Raw genomic sequence first — 16,472 nt, forward strand, 5'->3', positions numbered from 1 at the left:
TATGATCACGGTGACTTTTGAAAAAGACGGAAAATGGGGATTAGGCGTAAAAACAGAGAAAGGAATCCTTGATGTAGAAGCGTTTCTTGCATTAGAAGATGCTCAAAGCATTCCTGTTTCTGTAACGGAAGTGATTCAGCAGGGAGAAAGCGGTAAACAGGCGCTGAGCCAGCTCGTTTCTAAGGCTTTGGAAAGTGAAAGGGACGTTTTCCCTTCAGAGGATTCACTTACCTTTGGCCCGTGTGTACCCGCACCGCAAAAAATCATTTGTGTGGGCCTCAATTACAAAAGGCACGCGGAAGAATCGAAGATGGCACCACCTGAAGCGCCGCTTCTATTCAGTAAGTTTAATAACACGCTGACAGGCCATAAAGTTGATGTAAAACTGCCGGAAAAATCCTCACAGGTCGATTACGAAGTAGAATTGGCAATTGTTATAGGCAAGGAAGCAAAAAACGTAACAAAAGAAGAGGCGCTTTCCTACGTGTACGGATACTGCAACGCAAATGATTTATCCGCACGGGATTTGCAATTTAAAAGTTCGCAATGGCTGTTAGGAAAAACTTGCGATGGATTCAGTCCGATTGGACCGTATCTCGTAACCGCAGATGAAGTAGGAGATCCGAACAATTTACGTCTTCGCACGATTGTGAACGGAGAAGTGAGACAGGATTCCAATACATCTGATATGATATTCTACTGCGATGAAATTGTTAGTTATGTTTCCGAACATATGACACTTTATCCTGGGGACTTAATTTTTACCGGAACACCCGAGGGAGTTATTTTAGGGTTGCCTGAGCAAGAAAGAGTTTGGCTCAAGGATGGAGATGAAGTTACGATCGAAATTGAAAAACTCGGCACCTTAACAAACACGATGCGGAAATAACATGAAAAGACCTGGCTATTTTGCCAGGTCTTTTTTTGCCTGCGGAAGGGAACATAAATTGAATTTGAGTCTTGACTTTTTCTGTTACTCTGGTAAACTAATTTCGTCAAAACCGAACAAAATTCGACTTACCTCGTATAATATCAGGAATATGGCCTGAAAGTTTCTACCGAATGACCGTAAAACATTCGACTATGAGGATGGAAACCAACACCAGGGTTCTATCTCCGTATGCACAATAAGGGGAATCCTGGTTTTTTTATTGTGAAAAGAGGAAGAATGTAGAGTAAGGAAAGAAAACGAAACACAAGCACAAGAGGGGGATCTTCTAGAAGATGGACAAACCAAATGAGTTAATCGTGGTGCTGGACTTCGGAGGGCAGTACAATCAGCTTATCGCCCGCCGCGTTCGCGATTTAGGGGTTTTTAGTGAGCTAATGCCATACAATACACCGGTTGAAAAGCTGAAAGAGCTAAACCCAAAAGGAATTATTTTCTCGGGTGGCCCATCCAGTGTATACGAAGAAGGAGCTCCACACTCCGATGAGCGTATTTACGATATGGGCGTGCCAATTCTTGGGATTTGCTATGGCATGCAGCTCATGTCACACCATTTGAAAGGCAAAGTAGAATCTGCGAAAGTACGGGAATACGGCAAAGCAGACATCGCGATTCATAATGAGACACCGTTTTTTAAAGGATTGGATAAGAGCGAAACGGTATTGATGAGCCATACGGATAAGGTTATTGAGGTGCCGGAGGGGTTCCAGGTTGACGCAAGCAATGAAGCGTGTCCTGTGGCAGCCATCAGCCATCCGGGCAAAAACTTCTACGGCGTGCAGTTCCATCCGGAAGTTCGCCATTCTGTACGCGGCAACGATATGCTGAAAAACTTCCTCTTCAATATTTGCAAGTGCGAAGGAAATTGGTCGATGGAAAATTACATCGAGATGATGGTGGAAGAAATTCGCACGCAGGTTGGCGACAAGAAGGTTCTTTGCGCATTGAGCGGCGGGGTGGATTCTTCCGTTGTTGCGGTTCTCATCCACAAAGCAATCGGAGATCAACTGACTTGTATGTTCGTCGATCACGGCCTGCTCCGCAAAGGCGAAGCGGAGAGTGTAATGAAAACGTTCAAAGAAGGCTTCCATATCAACGTCATTAAAATCGATGCCCGCCAGCGTTTCCTGGACAAGTTGAAGGGCGTGGCTGACCCTGAGAAAAAAAGAAAAATTATCGGAAATGAGTTTATTTACGTATTTGAGGAAGAAGCGAGCAAGCTGGAAGGCATGGACTTCCTCGCACAGGGAACCCTTTATACGGACATCGTGGAGAGCGGAACAGCGACAGCCCAGACGATTAAATCACACCACAACGTGGGCGGTTTGCCGGAAGATATGAAATTAAGCCTGATTGAGCCGCTGAATAAGCTGTTTAAAGATGAAGTGCGCAAGGTCGGTGAAGAACTTGGGATGCCGCATGAAATTGTTTGGCGCCAGCCATTTCCGGGACCTGGCCTTGGCATTCGGGTGCTTGGGGAAGTAACGGAAGAAAAACTGGAGATTGTTCGGGAATCGGATTATGTCCTGCGTGATGAGATTAAAAAGGCGGACCTTGAGAAAGATATATGGCAGTACTTCACCGTCCTTCCTGATGTGCGAAGCGTAGGTGTTATGGGTGACTACAGAACGTATGATTATACGATCGGTATCCGTGCCGTTACCTCCATCGATGGAATGACAGCAGACTGGGCGCGCATTCCGTTTGATGTACTGGAGAAAATATCTGTCCGCATTGTAAATGAAGTACCGCATATTAATCGTGTTGTGTATGATATCACTTCAAAGCCGCCGGCTACGATTGAATGGGAATAAAGGCAGGATACTGAATAACAAGAGGGTGAGAAGAAGATGGATAAGTTCTTCAAGTTAAGAGAAAACAATACGAATGTCAGAACGGAAATCATTGCCGGTTTGACGACATTTATTACAATGGCATACATTCTAATAGTAAACCCGCTGACACTGACGGCGGGAGGCGCCACTGGAATGGACTTCAATGCCGTGTTCGTGGCGACAGCGCTTGGCGCCGGGCTGGTAACGATCGCAATGGGGCTTTTTGTTAATTATCCGATTGCGCTAGCCCCCGGTATGGGATTAAATGCTTACTTTGCTGCTGTTGTTATGAGTTCAGGTGGTCATATTACATGGCAGATTGGGCTCGCCTCCGTGTTTATTTCCGGTATTATTTTTATCATTTTAACGCTAACCAAGGTGCGTCAGATACTGCTCGATGCTGTTCCTGATTCCCTTCGGGCCGCCATTACGGTCGGAATTGGGCTGTTTATTACAATCATTGGATTTAAGAACAGCGGCCTTCTTACCGCTTTTTACATCGGCAAGAATCCCGCAGCTCCGTTTACAGCGCTGGGCAGTAATGATTGGTTAATGCAGCTGGGGAATTTTGTGGAGGATAAAGGGGTTCTTCTTACGGTTATCGGCTTGCTGATTACGAGCATTCTTATGGCGATGCGTGTGCAGGCTGGTATTTTGATTGGAATTATCGTAACGACACTCATTGGGATTCCGTTGGGCGTAACCAACCTTGCCTCCCTGAGTAATGCACACTGGATTCCGAACTTTAGTAACCTGGCAATCGGCCAGCTTGACTTCGCAGGAGCTTTGAATGCAGGTTTGTTAACCATCGTATTTACTTTTACCTTCGTTGAATTGTTTGATACATTTGGTACACTCACAGGAACGGCCGCGAAAGCCGGCCTGCTGGATAAACCGGATGCGAAGAAGAAAATTGGCCGTGCGATGCTCGTAGATGCGGGTGGCGTAAGTCTGGGAGCCCTGCTTGGAACAAGTACGATTACCGCTTTTGTAGAGAGCGCCGCAGGCGTAGGGCAGGGAGGCCGCACCGGCTTAACATCCGTTACGACCGGTGTGCTTTTTATCCTTGCTCTGTTCCTTGCACCGCTTGCTCTTCTCGTACCGGGCCAGGCGACAGCACCGGCTCTAATCATTGTAGGGGTGTTAATGATGGGAGCGGTTCGTGGAGTAGAATGGGATGACATGGTGTATGCGATTCCTTCCTTCTTAACCATCGTTTTGATGCCTCTTACGTATTCAATCGCCAATGGAATCTCGGCGGGAATCGTATTTTATGTCCTGCTTGCTTCCGCTAACAATGTGGCGGGCGGCAAAAATAAAATACACTGGCTTATGTGGGTACTGGCGATTCTTATTATCGCGCGTTTCTTATTCATCGATATTAACGCATAACGAAGAGAGGGGCTCCTGCAAAAAAGGAGCCCCTCCTTTGTTTTAGAAATCGACAAATTTTTTATAACACAATCAACGAATTTAAATGTATAATTATACAAAGCATACATAATAGAAACATAAGGGTACAGATAAAAGGGGATCCGAATGAAGAAAAAATTGTTGGTCTGGTTATTTGCAAGTTTCATCACACCCATTCTATTAAGCCTTCTGTTTGTGCTGTCAGCTAACTTGCTGCATCCCGGACAGTTATATCAATTGGTCTCTTCTCCTTTTAATTTATGTATAGTTATCCTGCTTCCGCTGTTTTTTTTCTCGTTAGTCGTTTTACGTGTTAATAAATCATTTAAAGAAGTAAACCGCAAAAGAGACGCGGCCGACATTCGAAAAGAAATAAAAAAGCTTTCCGGCCAGCTTATTGTTTGGAGTACATTCTTTTTTATTCTTTTTTCTTTTTTTCTTTCTTACCGGATGTTTGATAAACAGACAGAAACGATCTTTACATTTCTTATCTGCCTCGGTGTCGTTATGACTGCCTATTCTCCTTTTTACTTTGGGATTCTCGTACAGGTTCACCACTATTTATACCGAAACGGTTTTTCCGCATACAAAGATTTAAATACATGGTCCCGCAGTACGGCAATATCGGTCCTGTTTGCATTATCCGGTACTTTTATGACGACCACTTTGTTTGTCTACACCATTTCAAAAACGTTTGGAACGGCAATTACTTTATACGATGTATTTCAAAGGGCTCTTATTGTCAGTGTCATTGTAGGAGTTCCGCTTACGATGCTCATTCTTATGATCCGGCGTTTTTATTTTCAGCAGTTGAAACAAAAGCAGCATCAACTCCGTTCCTTTCATGAATTATCTGAGAAATTGTATGGGACGCTAGAGATTACGGATGAATTTCTGCGCGATATTGTTTTAACCGTGAAGAAGGTTATCGGTGCAAAGTATGCGGCGTTAGCTCTTTTCACAGAAGAGAAAAAGATAGAGAGGTTTATCCCGGTTGGCTGGGATGGTGCACCAGGGATTCATTATCCGGAAGGCAAAGGATTGCTAGGATATCTCCGCCATGAAAAAAAGCCCATGCGTACATCCAGCATTTCCAATCATCCTGCTTCTGCCGGATTTCCTGAAGGCCATCCGGCAATGGAATCGTTCCTCGGCGTTCCTATCATTGTTAATGATGTAATTATAGGGAGTTTTTACCTTACAGAGAAGAGAGGGGCTTTACGGTTTACGAAGGAAGATGAGGAAATGGTCGTTGACTTCAGCCGTTCCCTTGCTATAGCCATCCAGAATTGCAGGTATGTTGAGGAATTAAAAGAAGAGAGAAAGGCAGCGCAGGAAGCGGCAGCGCTAAAAAGCCAAATTCTCTCCACTATGAGCCACGAATTGCGGACACCGCTAAATGCTATCATCGGTTATTCCGATATAGTAATAGATGTACTTAAAGGTTCGATCCCGGAAAAACAGATGACGAACATTGAGCGCATTAAAGAAAGCGGAAAGCATCTCCTGGCACTTATTAACGATATTCTGGACTTATCCAAGATGGAATCCGGGTACATGAAAACGAACTGCCAGAGGGTAAGCCTGCGATCGCTGCTTCAATTCTGTATTCACAATGCATCGGGATTAATCGAAAACAAGCCGGTTGCCCTTCGCGTTATAGGGAATGATGATGTATGGCTGTTTAGCGATGAGCAAAAGCTCAAGCAAATTATTATGAATTTATTGTCCAACGCGATTAAGTTTACTGAAAAAGGTGAGGTAACCATTCATATTTTAGACCGCGCAGATTCGCTCCTTTTGCGAATTCAGGATACGGGGATCGGCATTTCTTTGGAAAATCAGTTGTTAATTTTCGAGCCATTTAAACAAATCGACGGGAGCTTATCCCGCAGGTATAATGGGACCGGCCTTGGGCTTCCCATCGTGCAGCGGCTTGTTCATTTACTTGGCGGAACGATCCGGGTAGAGAGTGAAATTGGCGAGGGCTCATCCTTTATCGTGGAATTACCTATAGCGATCGAAACAGCCGGAGTACCAGCAAAGAACAAGGATCGAGAGGGGGCATAACAAAAATGAGCGTTTTCTCTGTGCCGTCAAATCCTGTGGAGGAAAAGCTTGAAATCGAGCAATCAACGATCCTGCTTGTTGATGACGAAGAGTACAACCTCGATATTCTCGTACAGCTCCTCTCCGTTAAGAATTACCGAATAAGATGTGCCAGTTCGGGAATGGAAGCTCTGGAGATAATCCAGAATGAAGAAATTGATCTTGTTCTGTTAGATGTCATGATGCCGGGCATGAACGGATACGAGGTACTGCGGGAAATAAAAAAGTCTCCCCGTCAGTTTCTTCCTGTTATTATAGTTACAGCGCTTGATGGGAGAGAGGACAGGATTCGAGCGCTTGAGGGCGGAAGTGATGATTTTCTTACTAAGCCAATTGATAAATATGAATTGTATGCCCGTGTCCAGACGCTTCTGCGCACAAAGCATTATTATAAACAGCTTATTTCTGCAAACCAGCGGTTAGAGATAGAGGTACAGAACCGAACAATCGAACTGCAGAGAGCACTGCAGGAACTGCGGCGGCTAAATGAGAAGCTAGCCGCCAGCCACCGCGAAATTGTGGAGCATCTTTCATCTGCTGCGGAGTTTAAAGACCCGGAAACAGCCGCTCATATACAGCGCATCAGTTATTACTGCGGGGTACTGGCCCGCGGAATTGAAATGGATGAAGAGGAGGCGGATTTGCTTATTCAGGCAAGCCCGATGCACGACATAGGTAAAATCGGGGTACCGGACCATATTCTGCTCAAGCCGGGCAAGCTCACCGCTGAAGAGTATGAGAAAATGAAGGAGCATACGCTGATCGGGTACAAAATCCTGAATGATTCCGAATCTCCTCTGCTAAAGCTGGCCAGTGAGATTGCGATTTCCCACCACGAAAAATATGATGGGACAGGCTATCCATATGGGGTGTCAGGAGAGGAAATCCCCCTTAGCGGCCGGATTGTGGCTGTTGTTGATGTATTTGACGCCCTTACCAGCCGCAGACCGTATAAGGAAGCGTTTTCGAATGAAGTTGCCTACGATATCATTCGGAAAGGCAGAGGAAACCATTTCGATCCGCACATTGTCGATGTATTCTTTGAAAATCTCCCCGAGATTTTATACATTCAAAATAAATATCAGGATTAGGGGAAAGAGAGCCTTTTTGCAAGGGCTCTTTTTTTATGCCTAAAAATGGGCAAACGTCCATACCGCCTGAAGCATCTCCGCATAGACTGTAGCATGTCAAAAAGCTTCAAAGTAGAAAGGAGTGAGACGAAATGAGTTTTTTTGGCGGTAACGATGAAATTGGGGTGATTTTAGTCCTCTTCATCTTGCTCGTAGTAATTGCTTGCTCCTGTGACTAATATAAAGGCTTCCGAGGGCTTCTCTGCAGAAAAGAGATAAAAATGCGGAAGATGGGCATTCGTCCAAACCATGATATCACTCGTGGCATATCGTATACCACAGGTGATATCACCTGATGTTTTGCAAGGAACAACGGAGGAGGGAACATTACATGAGCTTTTTTGGTGGAGAAGAGGCAATCGGCGTAATTCTTGTGCTTTTCATCCTGCTTGTTATCATCGCTTGTGCTTGTGACTAATAGCAGGAATCTTCCTGTAAAGAAAGGCTGACGGCAACCCGCCGCCAGCCTTTCATGTGGGTAAAACGAATGATATAGTAATTAATGTGTAAAATGTTCGGAAATAAGGTTGACACAAAGAAATGCTGCTTGTTACACTATAGATGAATTGAGTGGAAAGTGAATCTAGGGTTCCGTAGCAGGGAAGCTGCTGCACGGTCCGAGCGATTCAGGTGCGCACGGCGCACTACACCGAAGGGATAAAAGCCCAGGCGGTAGGTTTCTCACAGCTACAGGAGAAATCTACCGTTTGGGCTTTTTGTTTTTGTTAGGAAGAAGCAGGGAAAGGGGATATAAAACGATGAGTCAACCGCTTGTTGGCGTTATTATGGGAAGCAGCTCAGACTGGGATACAATGAAGGAATCGTGTGCAATTTTGGAAGAGCTAGGGGTTCCATACGAGAAGAAGGTCGTTTCCGCGCACCGTACGCCTGATTTAATGTTTGAGTATGCTGAGCAGGCGCAAACGCGCGGGCTTGAAGTTATTATTGCCGGAGCCGGCGGTGCTGCTCATCTTCCGGGCATGGTAGCCGCCAAAACCGCTTTGCCTGTCATTGGGGTGCCTGTTAAAAGCTCTACGTTAAATGGCCTCGATTCGCTGCTTTCGATCGTACAAATGCCAGGCGGTGTTCCTGTGGCAACGGTCGCTATCGGAAAAGCGGGAGCAGTGAACGCAGGTTTGCTGGCCGCACAAATTATCGGAAACAAATACCCTGAAGTCCGGGAAAAATTTATAACCCGCAGAGAAACGGTGAAAAAAAATGTTTTGGAGGCGGATCCGCTCCTATGAAAAAGACGGCAGAGCACAAGCATGTGATTAAGCCGGGAGCAACGATCGGAGTGCTCGGCGGGGGACAGCTTGGGAGAATGATGGCACTTGCGGGACGAGCCTGCGGATACCGGTTTATTACACTCGATCCCACAGAGGATTGTCCGGGTGCGCAGGTGTCGGACAGGCAGATTACCGCCTCATATGATGACGTAGAAGGGGCAATGGAATTGGCCGCTTCAAGCGATGTCATTACATATGAGTTTGAGAATGTGGATGCGAAGGTAGCGGATATTTTAGAGGAGCAGTCGTACGTTCCGCAGGGAAGCAGGCTGCTGCGCACTACGCAAAACCGGATTCATGAGAAATCAACGCTTGCTTCCTTCGGCATTCCGGTTGCCCCGTTTCGTGTGATTGCAAGCGCAGCAGAAGCCGGACAGGCAGCAGAGGAACTTGGACTTCCGCTGGTGATGAAAACCGCAACCGGAGGATACGATGGAAAAGGGCAGCGTGTCATCCGCAGGATCGATGAGATTGCCGCCGGATACGAAGCGCTGGAGCAATCCGGAGCGGAAATCATTGTTGAACAATTTATTCCTTTTACAAAAGAAATCTCGGTGATTGCTGCCCGCAGTGTTTCAGGCGAGATTCAAACGTTTCCTGTCGCTGAAAATATCCATCGCGACAATATCCTCCACCTCTCCATCGTCCCGGCCCGGGTAGAAGCGGACGCTGCCGGGCATGCGGAGAAATTGGCAGCCGACATTGCAGAAAAGCTTGATGTGGTAGGCTTATCGCCGTAGAAATGTTTGTAAAAGAAAGCGGAGAGCTGGTTGTGAACGAGCTTGCGCCTCGCCCGCACAACTCGGGGCATTATACGATGGATGCCTGTGTGACTTCCCAATTCGAACAGCATATACGTGCCATATGTGATCTTCCGCTTGGATCTGCCAGGCTGCTCTCACCGGTTGTTATGGTGAACCTCCTCGGTGAGCACCTCCACCGGTGCTTGATAAGATAGAGGAGCTTCCTCGAAATGCGAAGCTTCACTTGTATGGGAAAAAGGATAGCAAACCGAAAAGAAAGATGGGGCATATTAATATTGTGTCTGAATCGATAGAACAAGCATTGCAAACGGTACAGGATATCGGAATCTGGAATGAAAGCGAGGAGCGTTAAATGATAGAACGGTATACACGCCCGGAAATGGCGGCCATTTGGACAGAGGAAAATAAGTTTAAAGCATGGCTAAAGGTTGAGATTCTTGCCTGTGAAGCATGGGCTGAGCTTGGGGTTATTCCTAAAGAGGACGTCCGGAAGCTGTGGGAAAACGCAAGCTTTGATGTACAGCGCATTTACGAGATTGAGCAGGAGACCCGGCACGATGTCGTCGCTTTTACACGTGCCGTTTCCGAAACGATTGAAGGCGATGAGAAGAAATGGATCCATTACGGGCTCACTTCAACAGATGTAGTAGATACGGCGCTTTCGTACTTGCTGCTCCAGGCAAATGAAATTATTGAACAGGACCTTGTCCGGTTTATCGACATTTTAAAAGAAAAAGCCCAGGAACATAAATACACGGTAATGATGGGACGTACGCACGGTGTCCACGCAGAACCAACGACGTTCGGCTTGAAAATGGCCCTCTGGTACGAAGAGATGAAGCGTAACCTGGAAAGGTTTCATCACGCGAAGCAGAATCTTGCTTTCGGGAAGATTTCCGGGGCGGTTGGAACGTACGCTAACATCGACCCATTCGTTGAGGCGTATGTATGTAAGAAGCTCGGCCTGCAGGCGGCTCCGGTTTCGACCCAGACGCTGCAGCGGGACCGCCACGCTGAATATATGGCAACACTCGCGCTCATTGCAACGTCAATTGACAAATTCGCCGTAGAAGTCCGCGGCCTGCAGAAGAGCGAAACAAGAGAAGTAGAGGAAGCGTTCGCGAAAGGGCAGAAAGGGTCTTCCGCAATGCCGCACAAGCGCAACCCAATCGGAAGCGAGAACATGTCGGGCCTTGCCCGTGTCATTCGCGGACATATGATTTCGGCATATGAGAACGTGCCGCTCTGGCACGAAAGGGACATTTCCCACTCTTCCGTAGAGCGCGTGATTTTACCGGATGCCACACAACTGATTAATTATATGCTGAACCGTTTCGGCAACATCGTAAAAAACCTGACAGTATTCCCGGAAAATATGAAGCGCAACATGGACCGCACCTTTGGCTTAATCTATTCACAGCGTGTCCTGTTGAAGTTGATTGACAAAGGAATGAGCCGTGAAGCCGCTTATGACACAGTGCAGCCCCGCGCCATGCAGGCATGGGAAGAGCAGCGTTCATTCCGTGACATTATTGAAGCCGATGAAAAAGTAAAGCAAATGCTCTCTCAGGAAGAGATTGCAGATTGCTTTGACTATAACTGGCACCTTAAGCACGTAGATACCATTTTCGACAGACTCGGTTTATAAAAAATAGCAGGCACATAAATACAAAGGGGAGATGCATGGTGGTCAAGCTAGAACAGCTGTATGAAGGGAAAGCCAAACGAATATACCGCACGGACAATCCGGATGTATACCAGGTTGAGTACAAGGATGACGCCACGGCTTTTAACGGAGAAAAGCGCGCGACGATTATGGGCAAAGGGGAACTCAACAATCGCATTACCTCGATTTTCTTCCGCATGCTGAAAGAGAAGGGCATCGACAACCACTTCATCGAAGAGATATCCGCCACAGAGCAGCTTGTGAGGAAGGTGGAAATTGTGCCGCTTGAAGTTGTTGTCCGCAACGTCGCTGCCGGTTCCCTGGCGAAACGCCTCGGTTTTGAGGAGGGTACGGCTCTTTCACAGCCTGTTGTCGAGCTTTATTATAAAGACGATGCGCTCGGTGACCCGCTCATTAACGATTCCCATATTGATGTTTTGGGTATTGCGACAGCAGAGGAACGTGACCGGCTGCGTGAGATGGCGCTTCAGGTTAACGAGGTTCTCTTGCAATATATGAAGGAACGCGACATTATCCTTGTTGATTTTAAACTTGAGTTTGGCCGAATAGAAGGCGGTGCTTTGCTGCTTGCCGATGAAATCTCTCCCGATACGTGCCGTTTCTGGGATGCGAATACGAAAGAAAAGCTGGACAAAGACCGCTTCCGCCGTGACCTTGGTCGGGTGGAGGATGCTTATAAAGAAATTCTAAAGCGCATTGGAGGAGAAGCGAATGTTTAAAGCTGTTGTATATGTCACGCTCAGGGAATCTGTTCTGGATCCGCAGGGAAATGCCGTTCAAGGTTCACTGCACTCCCTCGGCTTTGATGAAGTAAAGGACGTTCGCATCGGCAAATACATGGAGCTGGAATTGGACGTGAACAGCCGGGAGGCAGCCGAGGAACGGCTGACTGAAATGTGTGAGAAGCTGCTTGCGAATACCGTTATTGAAGACTACCGTTTCGAACTGGCGGAGGCGTAGGCCATGAAATACGCGGTTATCGTTTTCCCCGGATCAAACTGTGATATTGACATGTACAAGGCTGTAGAGGACTGCCTGGGTGAACCTGTTGAGTATGTATGGTATACCCGGCCCAACCTTGATGAATTTGATTGTATTCTTCTCCCTGGCGGATTTTCTTATGGAGACTATCTTCGCCCCGGTGCGATGGCGAGCATGGCTCCCGTGCTGCAGGCTGTAAAAGCGGCTGCTGAGGCCGGAAAACTTGTGATGGGCGTATGCAATGGTTTCCAGGTGCTAACGGAAGCCTGCCTTCTCCCCGGTGCTCTGCGCCGCAACAGCCAGCTGAAGTTCCGCTGCGGGATGGCGGCGCTGCGGGTGGAAAACAATAAAACAGCGTTTACTTCTGACTACGAAAAGAATGAAATCATTCAAATCCCCATTGCACATGGTGACGGTAATTACTATTGCGATGAAAGTACACTTGCAGAAATGGAAGCCAATGGCCAGATTGTTTTCCGTTACGAAGGGGACAATCCGAACGGCTCGATTGACAACATCGCGGGCGTTATAAATAAGGAAGGAAATGTACTTGGTATGATGCCTCATCCGGAGCGGGCTGTTCATGAATGGCTCGGCTCACAGGACGGCAAGCGTATGTTTACTTCGATTTTACAGAGTTGGAGGGGGAAGAACGGTGCAGCACAGAGAGCCTAGTCCACAGCAAATTGCCGAGGAAAAAGTTTACCGTGAAATGGGTTTAACTGATGAAGAGTTTGCCCGAGTTGTCGAAATAATTGGAAGAAAACCGAATTATACGGAAACCGGATTGTTCAGCGTAATGTGGTCTGAGCACTGCAGCTATAAGAACTCGAAGCCGGTGCTGCGCCGCTTCCCGACAGACGGGCCGCGTGTCCTGCAAGGCCCGGGAGAAGGCGCGGGAATTATAGATATTGGGGATAATCAGGCGGTTGTATTTAAAGTCGAAAGCCATAATCACCCTTCAGCGATAGAGCCATATCAGGGAGCAGCAACCGGTGTTGGCGGCATTATTCGTGATGTATTTTCGATGGGCGCGCGCCCTATTGCGATGCTGAACTCGCTCCGTTTCGGCGAACTGGAAACGCCCCGCATGAAATACCTGTTTGAAAATGTAGTGGCAGGCATTGCCGGCTATGGAAACTGCATGGGGATTCCGACGGTTGGCGGAGAAGTTGTTTTTGATCCGTGCTACGACGGGAACCCGCTCGTAAATGCGATGTGTGTCGGGCTTATCGATCATGACAAAATTCAAAAGGGTGTAGCCAAGGGGATCGGAAATCCGGTTATGTATGTTGGTGCTGCGACCGGGCGTGATGGAATTCACGGTGCCACCTTCGCTTCTGAGGAGCTGAGCGAAGCATCGGAAGCGAAGCGTCCCGCTGTCCAGGTTGGTGACCCGTTTATGGAAAAGCTGCTGCTGGAAGCCTGCCTTGAACTGATTGATTCAGGGGCGGTTGCCGGCATTCAGGATATGGGTGCGGCGGGGCTCACTTCTTCCAGCGCGGAGATGGCGAGTAAAGCAGGGAACGGAATTGAATTAAATCTTGATCTTCTTCCTCAGCGTGAAAAAGGAATGACACCGTATGAAATGATGCTCTCCGAATCACAGGAGAGAATGCTTGTTGTCGTTGAGAAGGGCAGAGAACCAGAAGTCGAGAAGATTTTTGAAAAATGGGGCCTGCATTCTGTTGTCATTGGCCGTGTGACCGACGACGGAATGCTTCGCCTGCTTCATAAAGGGGAAGTTGCGGCAGAAGTTCCGGTAGACAGTCTGGCGGAGGATGCGCCCGTTTATTACAAGCCGTCCGCAGAGCCGGCGTACTATAGAGAGTTTTCGAATGTTGATATGCTGGCCATTAGTGAACCTTCCAATTATGGGGAAGCCTTGAAAAAGGTTCTTTCCGCTCCAACCGTGGCCAGCAAAGAGTGGGTGTACAGCCAGTATGATTACATGGTTCGGACAAACACTGCTGTTGTTCCCGGTTCAGATGCCGCTGTGGTGGCGATTCGCGGCACGAAAAAGGCGCTTGCCATGAGCATTGACTGCAACGGCCGCTATGTATATCTCGATCCGCAAATCGGAGGCGCCATTGCTGTCGCTGAATCCGCGCGCAATGTTGTATGCTCCGGTGCGGAGCCGCTTGGGCTGACGGATTGCCTGAATTTCGGCAACCCGGAAAAACCGGATATTTTCTGGCAGTTCGAAAAAGCGGTGGACGGAATGAGCGAGGCGTGCCGGGAGCTTGGCACCCCTGTCATTGGCGGAAACGTCAGCCTTTACAATGAAACGAACGGTGAAGCCGTGTATCCGACACCGGTTGTCGGTATGGTTGGCTTGATTCATGATACGGCGCATATTACAACCCAGACTTTTAAAAACGATGGGGATATTATCTTCTTGCTTGGGGAAACAAAGGCGGAAATCGGCGGTTCCGAGTATCAAAAACAAATGCAAGGTTCTATCAGCGGACGGCCACCTGTCTTAGATTTGGCTGTGGAGCGTAGGCTCCAGAAGACGGTCCTGTCCGCGATTCAACAGGGGTGGGTTGCTTCCGCACACGATTTGGCGGAAGGCGGTCTGGCTGTAGCGCTTGTGGAATCGGCGGCACCGGGGCTTGGAGCTGTAGTGAACTGGGAGACTGCCCTGCGCCCTGACATTGCGCTGTTCAGTGAGTCGCAATCCCGCGTATTGCTCAGCGTGAAGCCGGAAAATGCGGCAGAAGTAAGGGGAATCGTGGAGGCGAACGGGATTGCATGTACGGAATTAGGAATAGTAACCGGTGATGAGATAAAGATAACAGTGAACGGCCGCAATGTAGTGAGTGAGGCGCTGTCTGAACTAAAAACAGCCTGGAAGGATGCGATCCCATGTCTGATGGGTTAATGATGGAACATGACGATTTGTGGGATAAGCTGAACGAGGAGTGCGGTGTTTTCGGGGTGTATAATCACCCTGACGCGCCGCAGCTCACCTATTATGGAATCCACGCGCTCCAGCATAGGGGCCAGGAGAGCGCGGGAATTTGCGCATCGAACGGGGAGAGCTTTTCCTATCACAGAGGAATGGGCCTTGTAACCGAAGCGTTTAGCAATAATGAACTTGGCAAAATCCATGGCCGGTCGGCGATCGGCCATGTTCGATATACGACGGCGGGGGAAAGCAAAATTGAGAACGCCCAGCCGCTTATTTTCAAATATACCGGGGGAAACCTCGCCCTTGCCCATAACGGAAACCTTGTGAATGCAAACCAGATTCGCCACCAGCTAGAGAGACAGGGTTCCATTTTTCAAACGACAAGCGATACGGAAGTCATCGCGCATTTAATCGCCCGTTCCGGTTATGAAATCGAGGAGGCTGTAAGGGAATCGCTGCGCATGATTAAAGGCGCTTATGCCCTGCTTGTCATGACGGAAAAGAAGCTCATCGTCGCGCTCGATCCGAACGGGCTTCGCCCGCTCGTGCTGGGCATGATCGGTGATTCATATGTCGTCGCATCAGAAACGTGCGCCTTCGAAGTTGTAGGCGCGCAGTATGTGCGCGATGTTGCCCCGGGAGAGATGATTATCATTGACGAGGACGGGCTTCGGGCTGAACGGTTCGCCGGGCAAACCCAGCGTGCGATTTGTTCGTTTGAATATATTTATTTTGCCCGCCCTGACAGCGATATTGACGGGATTAACGTCCACCTCGCCCGCAAAGAGCTGGGAAGGCAGCTGCAGAGAGAAGCTGCTGTTGAAGCGGATGTTGTGACAGGGGTGCCGGATTCGAGCATTTCAGCAGCTATCGGCTATGCGGAGGCCGCCGGCATTCCTTATGAGCTGGGCCTCATTAAAAACAGGTATGTGGGCCGCACGTTTATCCAGCCTAACCAGGAACTGCGGGCCCGCGGGGTTCGGATGAAGCTTAGCGCTGTCCGCAAAGTAGTGGAAGGCAAGCGTGTGGTCATGATCGATGATTCGATTGTCCGCGGCACGACGAGCGGCCGGATCGTAACGATGCTTCGTGAAGCCGGTGCGAAAGAAGTGCATGTGCGGATCAGTTCTCCGCCTGTCAAAAACCCTTGTTTCTATGGAATCGACACGTCCAGCCGGGAGGAATTAATTGCTTCGGAGAAGTCGCTGGAGGAGATTCGCGAGATAATTGGCGCCGACTCCCTGTATTTTCTTTCACCGGAAGGGTTGGTTGACGCGATCGGGCGTGATGATGATGCACCGAATCGGGGCCATTGCCTCGCGTGCTTTAACGGATGTTATCCGACAGAGATTTATGAAGACACGAAAAACTGTACGGAAAAATAGGGAAAGGCGGGGAAAA

General features: G+C 48.3%; 13 protein-coding genes, 1 pseudogene and 2 riboswitches. All 14 genes and pseudogenes read left to right on the top strand.

Features of this window, described 5'->3' with window-relative positions:
• The first annotated feature begins 1 nt into the window (after position 1).
• The 14 genes and pseudogenes from MBEAL2_RS11440 (at position 2) to purF (ending at position 16,456) form a co-directional block, all read left to right on the top strand.
• Complete coding sequence (locus tag MBEAL2_RS11440; protein WP_047152442.1) at positions 2 to 889, top strand: fumarylacetoacetate hydrolase family protein; 888 nt, start codon at positions 2 to 4, stop codon at positions 887 to 889.
• Between the two features lie 113 nt (positions 890 to 1,002).
• A riboswitch (purine riboswitch) is annotated at positions 1,003 to 1,104 on the top strand.
• Positions 1,105 to 1,224: 120 nt separating this feature from the next.
• Entirely contained in the window at positions 1,225 to 2,763 is a 1,539-nt protein-coding gene (gene guaA, locus MBEAL2_RS11445; RefSeq protein ID WP_047152443.1) for a glutamine-hydrolyzing GMP synthase, read from the top strand.
• A 36-nt stretch (positions 2,764 to 2,799) separates the two neighbouring features.
• A complete protein-coding gene (locus MBEAL2_RS11450) occupies positions 2,800 to 4,176 on the top strand; it encodes an NCS2 family permease (protein ID WP_047152444.1) in 1,377 nt (458 codons plus the stop codon).
• A 147-nt stretch (positions 4,177 to 4,323) separates the two neighbouring features.
• Entirely contained in the window at positions 4,324 to 6,267 is a 1,944-nt protein-coding gene (locus tag MBEAL2_RS29210; RefSeq protein WP_052947669.1) for a GAF domain-containing sensor histidine kinase, read from the top strand.
• A 5-nt stretch (positions 6,268 to 6,272) separates the two neighbouring features.
• A complete protein-coding gene (locus tag MBEAL2_RS11460; RefSeq protein WP_047152445.1) occupies positions 6,273 to 7,397 on the top strand; it encodes a response regulator in 1,125 nt (374 codons plus the stop codon).
• Positions 7,398 to 7,731: 334 nt separating this feature from the next.
• Entirely contained in the window at positions 7,732 to 7,854 is a 123-nt protein-coding gene (yjcZ, locus tag MBEAL2_RS33595) for a sporulation protein YjcZ (protein ID WP_269082467.1), read from the top strand.
• 154 nt (positions 7,855 to 8,008) lie between these two features.
• A riboswitch (guanidine-I (ykkC/yxkD leader) is annotated at positions 8,009 to 8,110 on the top strand.
• Between the two features lie 84 nt (positions 8,111 to 8,194).
• Positions 8,195 to 8,683, top strand: a complete 489-nt coding sequence (gene purE / locus MBEAL2_RS11465; RefSeq protein WP_047152532.1) for a 5-(carboxyamino)imidazole ribonucleotide mutase — start codon at positions 8,195 to 8,197, stop codon at positions 8,681 to 8,683.
• A pseudogene (gene purK / locus MBEAL2_RS11470) lies at positions 8,680 to 9,841 on the top strand (5-(carboxyamino)imidazole ribonucleotide synthase). The gene purE and the pseudogene purK overlap by 4 nt, the downstream one beginning before the upstream one ends.
• Complete coding sequence (gene purB, locus MBEAL2_RS11475; protein WP_047152446.1) at positions 9,842 to 11,137, top strand: adenylosuccinate lyase; 1,296 nt, start codon at positions 9,842 to 9,844, stop codon at positions 11,135 to 11,137. It abuts the pseudogene before it with no gap.
• Positions 11,138 to 11,175: 38 nt separating this feature from the next.
• A complete protein-coding gene (gene purC / locus MBEAL2_RS11480) occupies positions 11,176 to 11,895 on the top strand; it encodes a phosphoribosylaminoimidazolesuccinocarboxamide synthase (protein ID WP_047152533.1) in 720 nt (239 codons plus the stop codon).
• The gene (gene purS, locus MBEAL2_RS11485; protein WP_047152447.1) at positions 11,888 to 12,136 is read left to right on the top strand and encodes a phosphoribosylformylglycinamidine synthase subunit PurS; all 249 of its coding nucleotides are present in this window, start codon (positions 11,888 to 11,890) and stop codon (positions 12,134 to 12,136) included. Before purC ends, purS begins: the two co-directional genes overlap by 8 nt.
• A 3-nt stretch (positions 12,137 to 12,139) precedes the next feature.
• The gene (purQ, locus tag MBEAL2_RS11490; RefSeq protein ID WP_047152448.1) at positions 12,140 to 12,832 is read left to right on the top strand and encodes a phosphoribosylformylglycinamidine synthase subunit PurQ; all 693 of its coding nucleotides are present in this window, start codon (positions 12,140 to 12,142) and stop codon (positions 12,830 to 12,832) included.
• Positions 12,813 to 15,041, top strand: coding sequence for a phosphoribosylformylglycinamidine synthase subunit PurL (gene purL / locus MBEAL2_RS11495; protein WP_047152449.1), 2,229 nt, complete (start codon positions 12,813 to 12,815; stop codon positions 15,039 to 15,041). Before purQ ends, purL begins: the two co-directional genes overlap by 20 nt.
• A gap of 2 nt (positions 15,042 to 15,043) precedes the next feature.
• A complete protein-coding gene (gene purF / locus MBEAL2_RS11500) occupies positions 15,044 to 16,456 on the top strand; it encodes an amidophosphoribosyltransferase (RefSeq protein ID WP_047152534.1) in 1,413 nt (470 codons plus the stop codon).
• Positions 16,457 to 16,472: the final 16 nt, after the last annotated feature.

Source organism: Aneurinibacillus tyrosinisolvens (assembly GCF_001015055.1).
In the GTDB taxonomy this organism is placed as follows: domain Bacteria; phylum Bacillota; class Bacilli; order Aneurinibacillales; family Aneurinibacillaceae; genus Aneurinibacillus_A; species Aneurinibacillus_A tyrosinisolvens.

Excerpts from the sequence above, each read along its gene's own strand:
- purE (WP_047152532.1), top strand. The coding sequence starts at position 8,195 with ATGAGTCAACCGCTTGTTGGCGTTATTATGGGAAGCAGCTCAGACTGG.
- guaA (WP_047152443.1), top strand. The coding sequence starts at position 1,225 with ATGGACAAACCAAATGAGTTAATCGTGGTGCTGGACTTCGGAGGGCAG.
- purB (WP_047152446.1), top strand. The coding sequence starts at position 9,842 with ATGATAGAACGGTATACACGCCCGGAAATGGCGGCCATTTGGACAGAG.
- MBEAL2_RS11450 (WP_047152444.1), top strand. The coding sequence starts at position 2,800 with ATGGATAAGTTCTTCAAGTTAAGAGAAAACAATACGAATGTCAGAACG.
- purF (WP_047152534.1), top strand. The coding sequence starts at position 15,044 with ATGGAACATGACGATTTGTGGGATAAGCTGAACGAGGAGTGCGGTGTT.
- MBEAL2_RS29210 (WP_052947669.1), top strand. The coding sequence starts at position 4,324 with ATGAAGAAAAAATTGTTGGTCTGGTTATTTGCAAGTTTCATCACACCC.
- MBEAL2_RS11440 (WP_047152442.1), top strand. The coding sequence starts at position 2 with ATGATCACGGTGACTTTTGAAAAAGACGGAAAATGGGGATTAGGCGTA.
- purQ (WP_047152448.1), top strand. The coding sequence starts at position 12,140 with ATGAAATACGCGGTTATCGTTTTCCCCGGATCAAACTGTGATATTGAC.
- yjcZ (WP_269082467.1), top strand. The coding sequence starts at position 7,732 with ATGTTTTGCAAGGAACAACGGAGGAGGGAACATTACATGAGCTTTTTT.
- MBEAL2_RS11460 (WP_047152445.1), top strand. The coding sequence starts at position 6,273 with ATGAGCGTTTTCTCTGTGCCGTCAAATCCTGTGGAGGAAAAGCTTGAA.
- purS (WP_047152447.1), top strand. The coding sequence starts at position 11,888 with ATGTTTAAAGCTGTTGTATATGTCACGCTCAGGGAATCTGTTCTGGAT.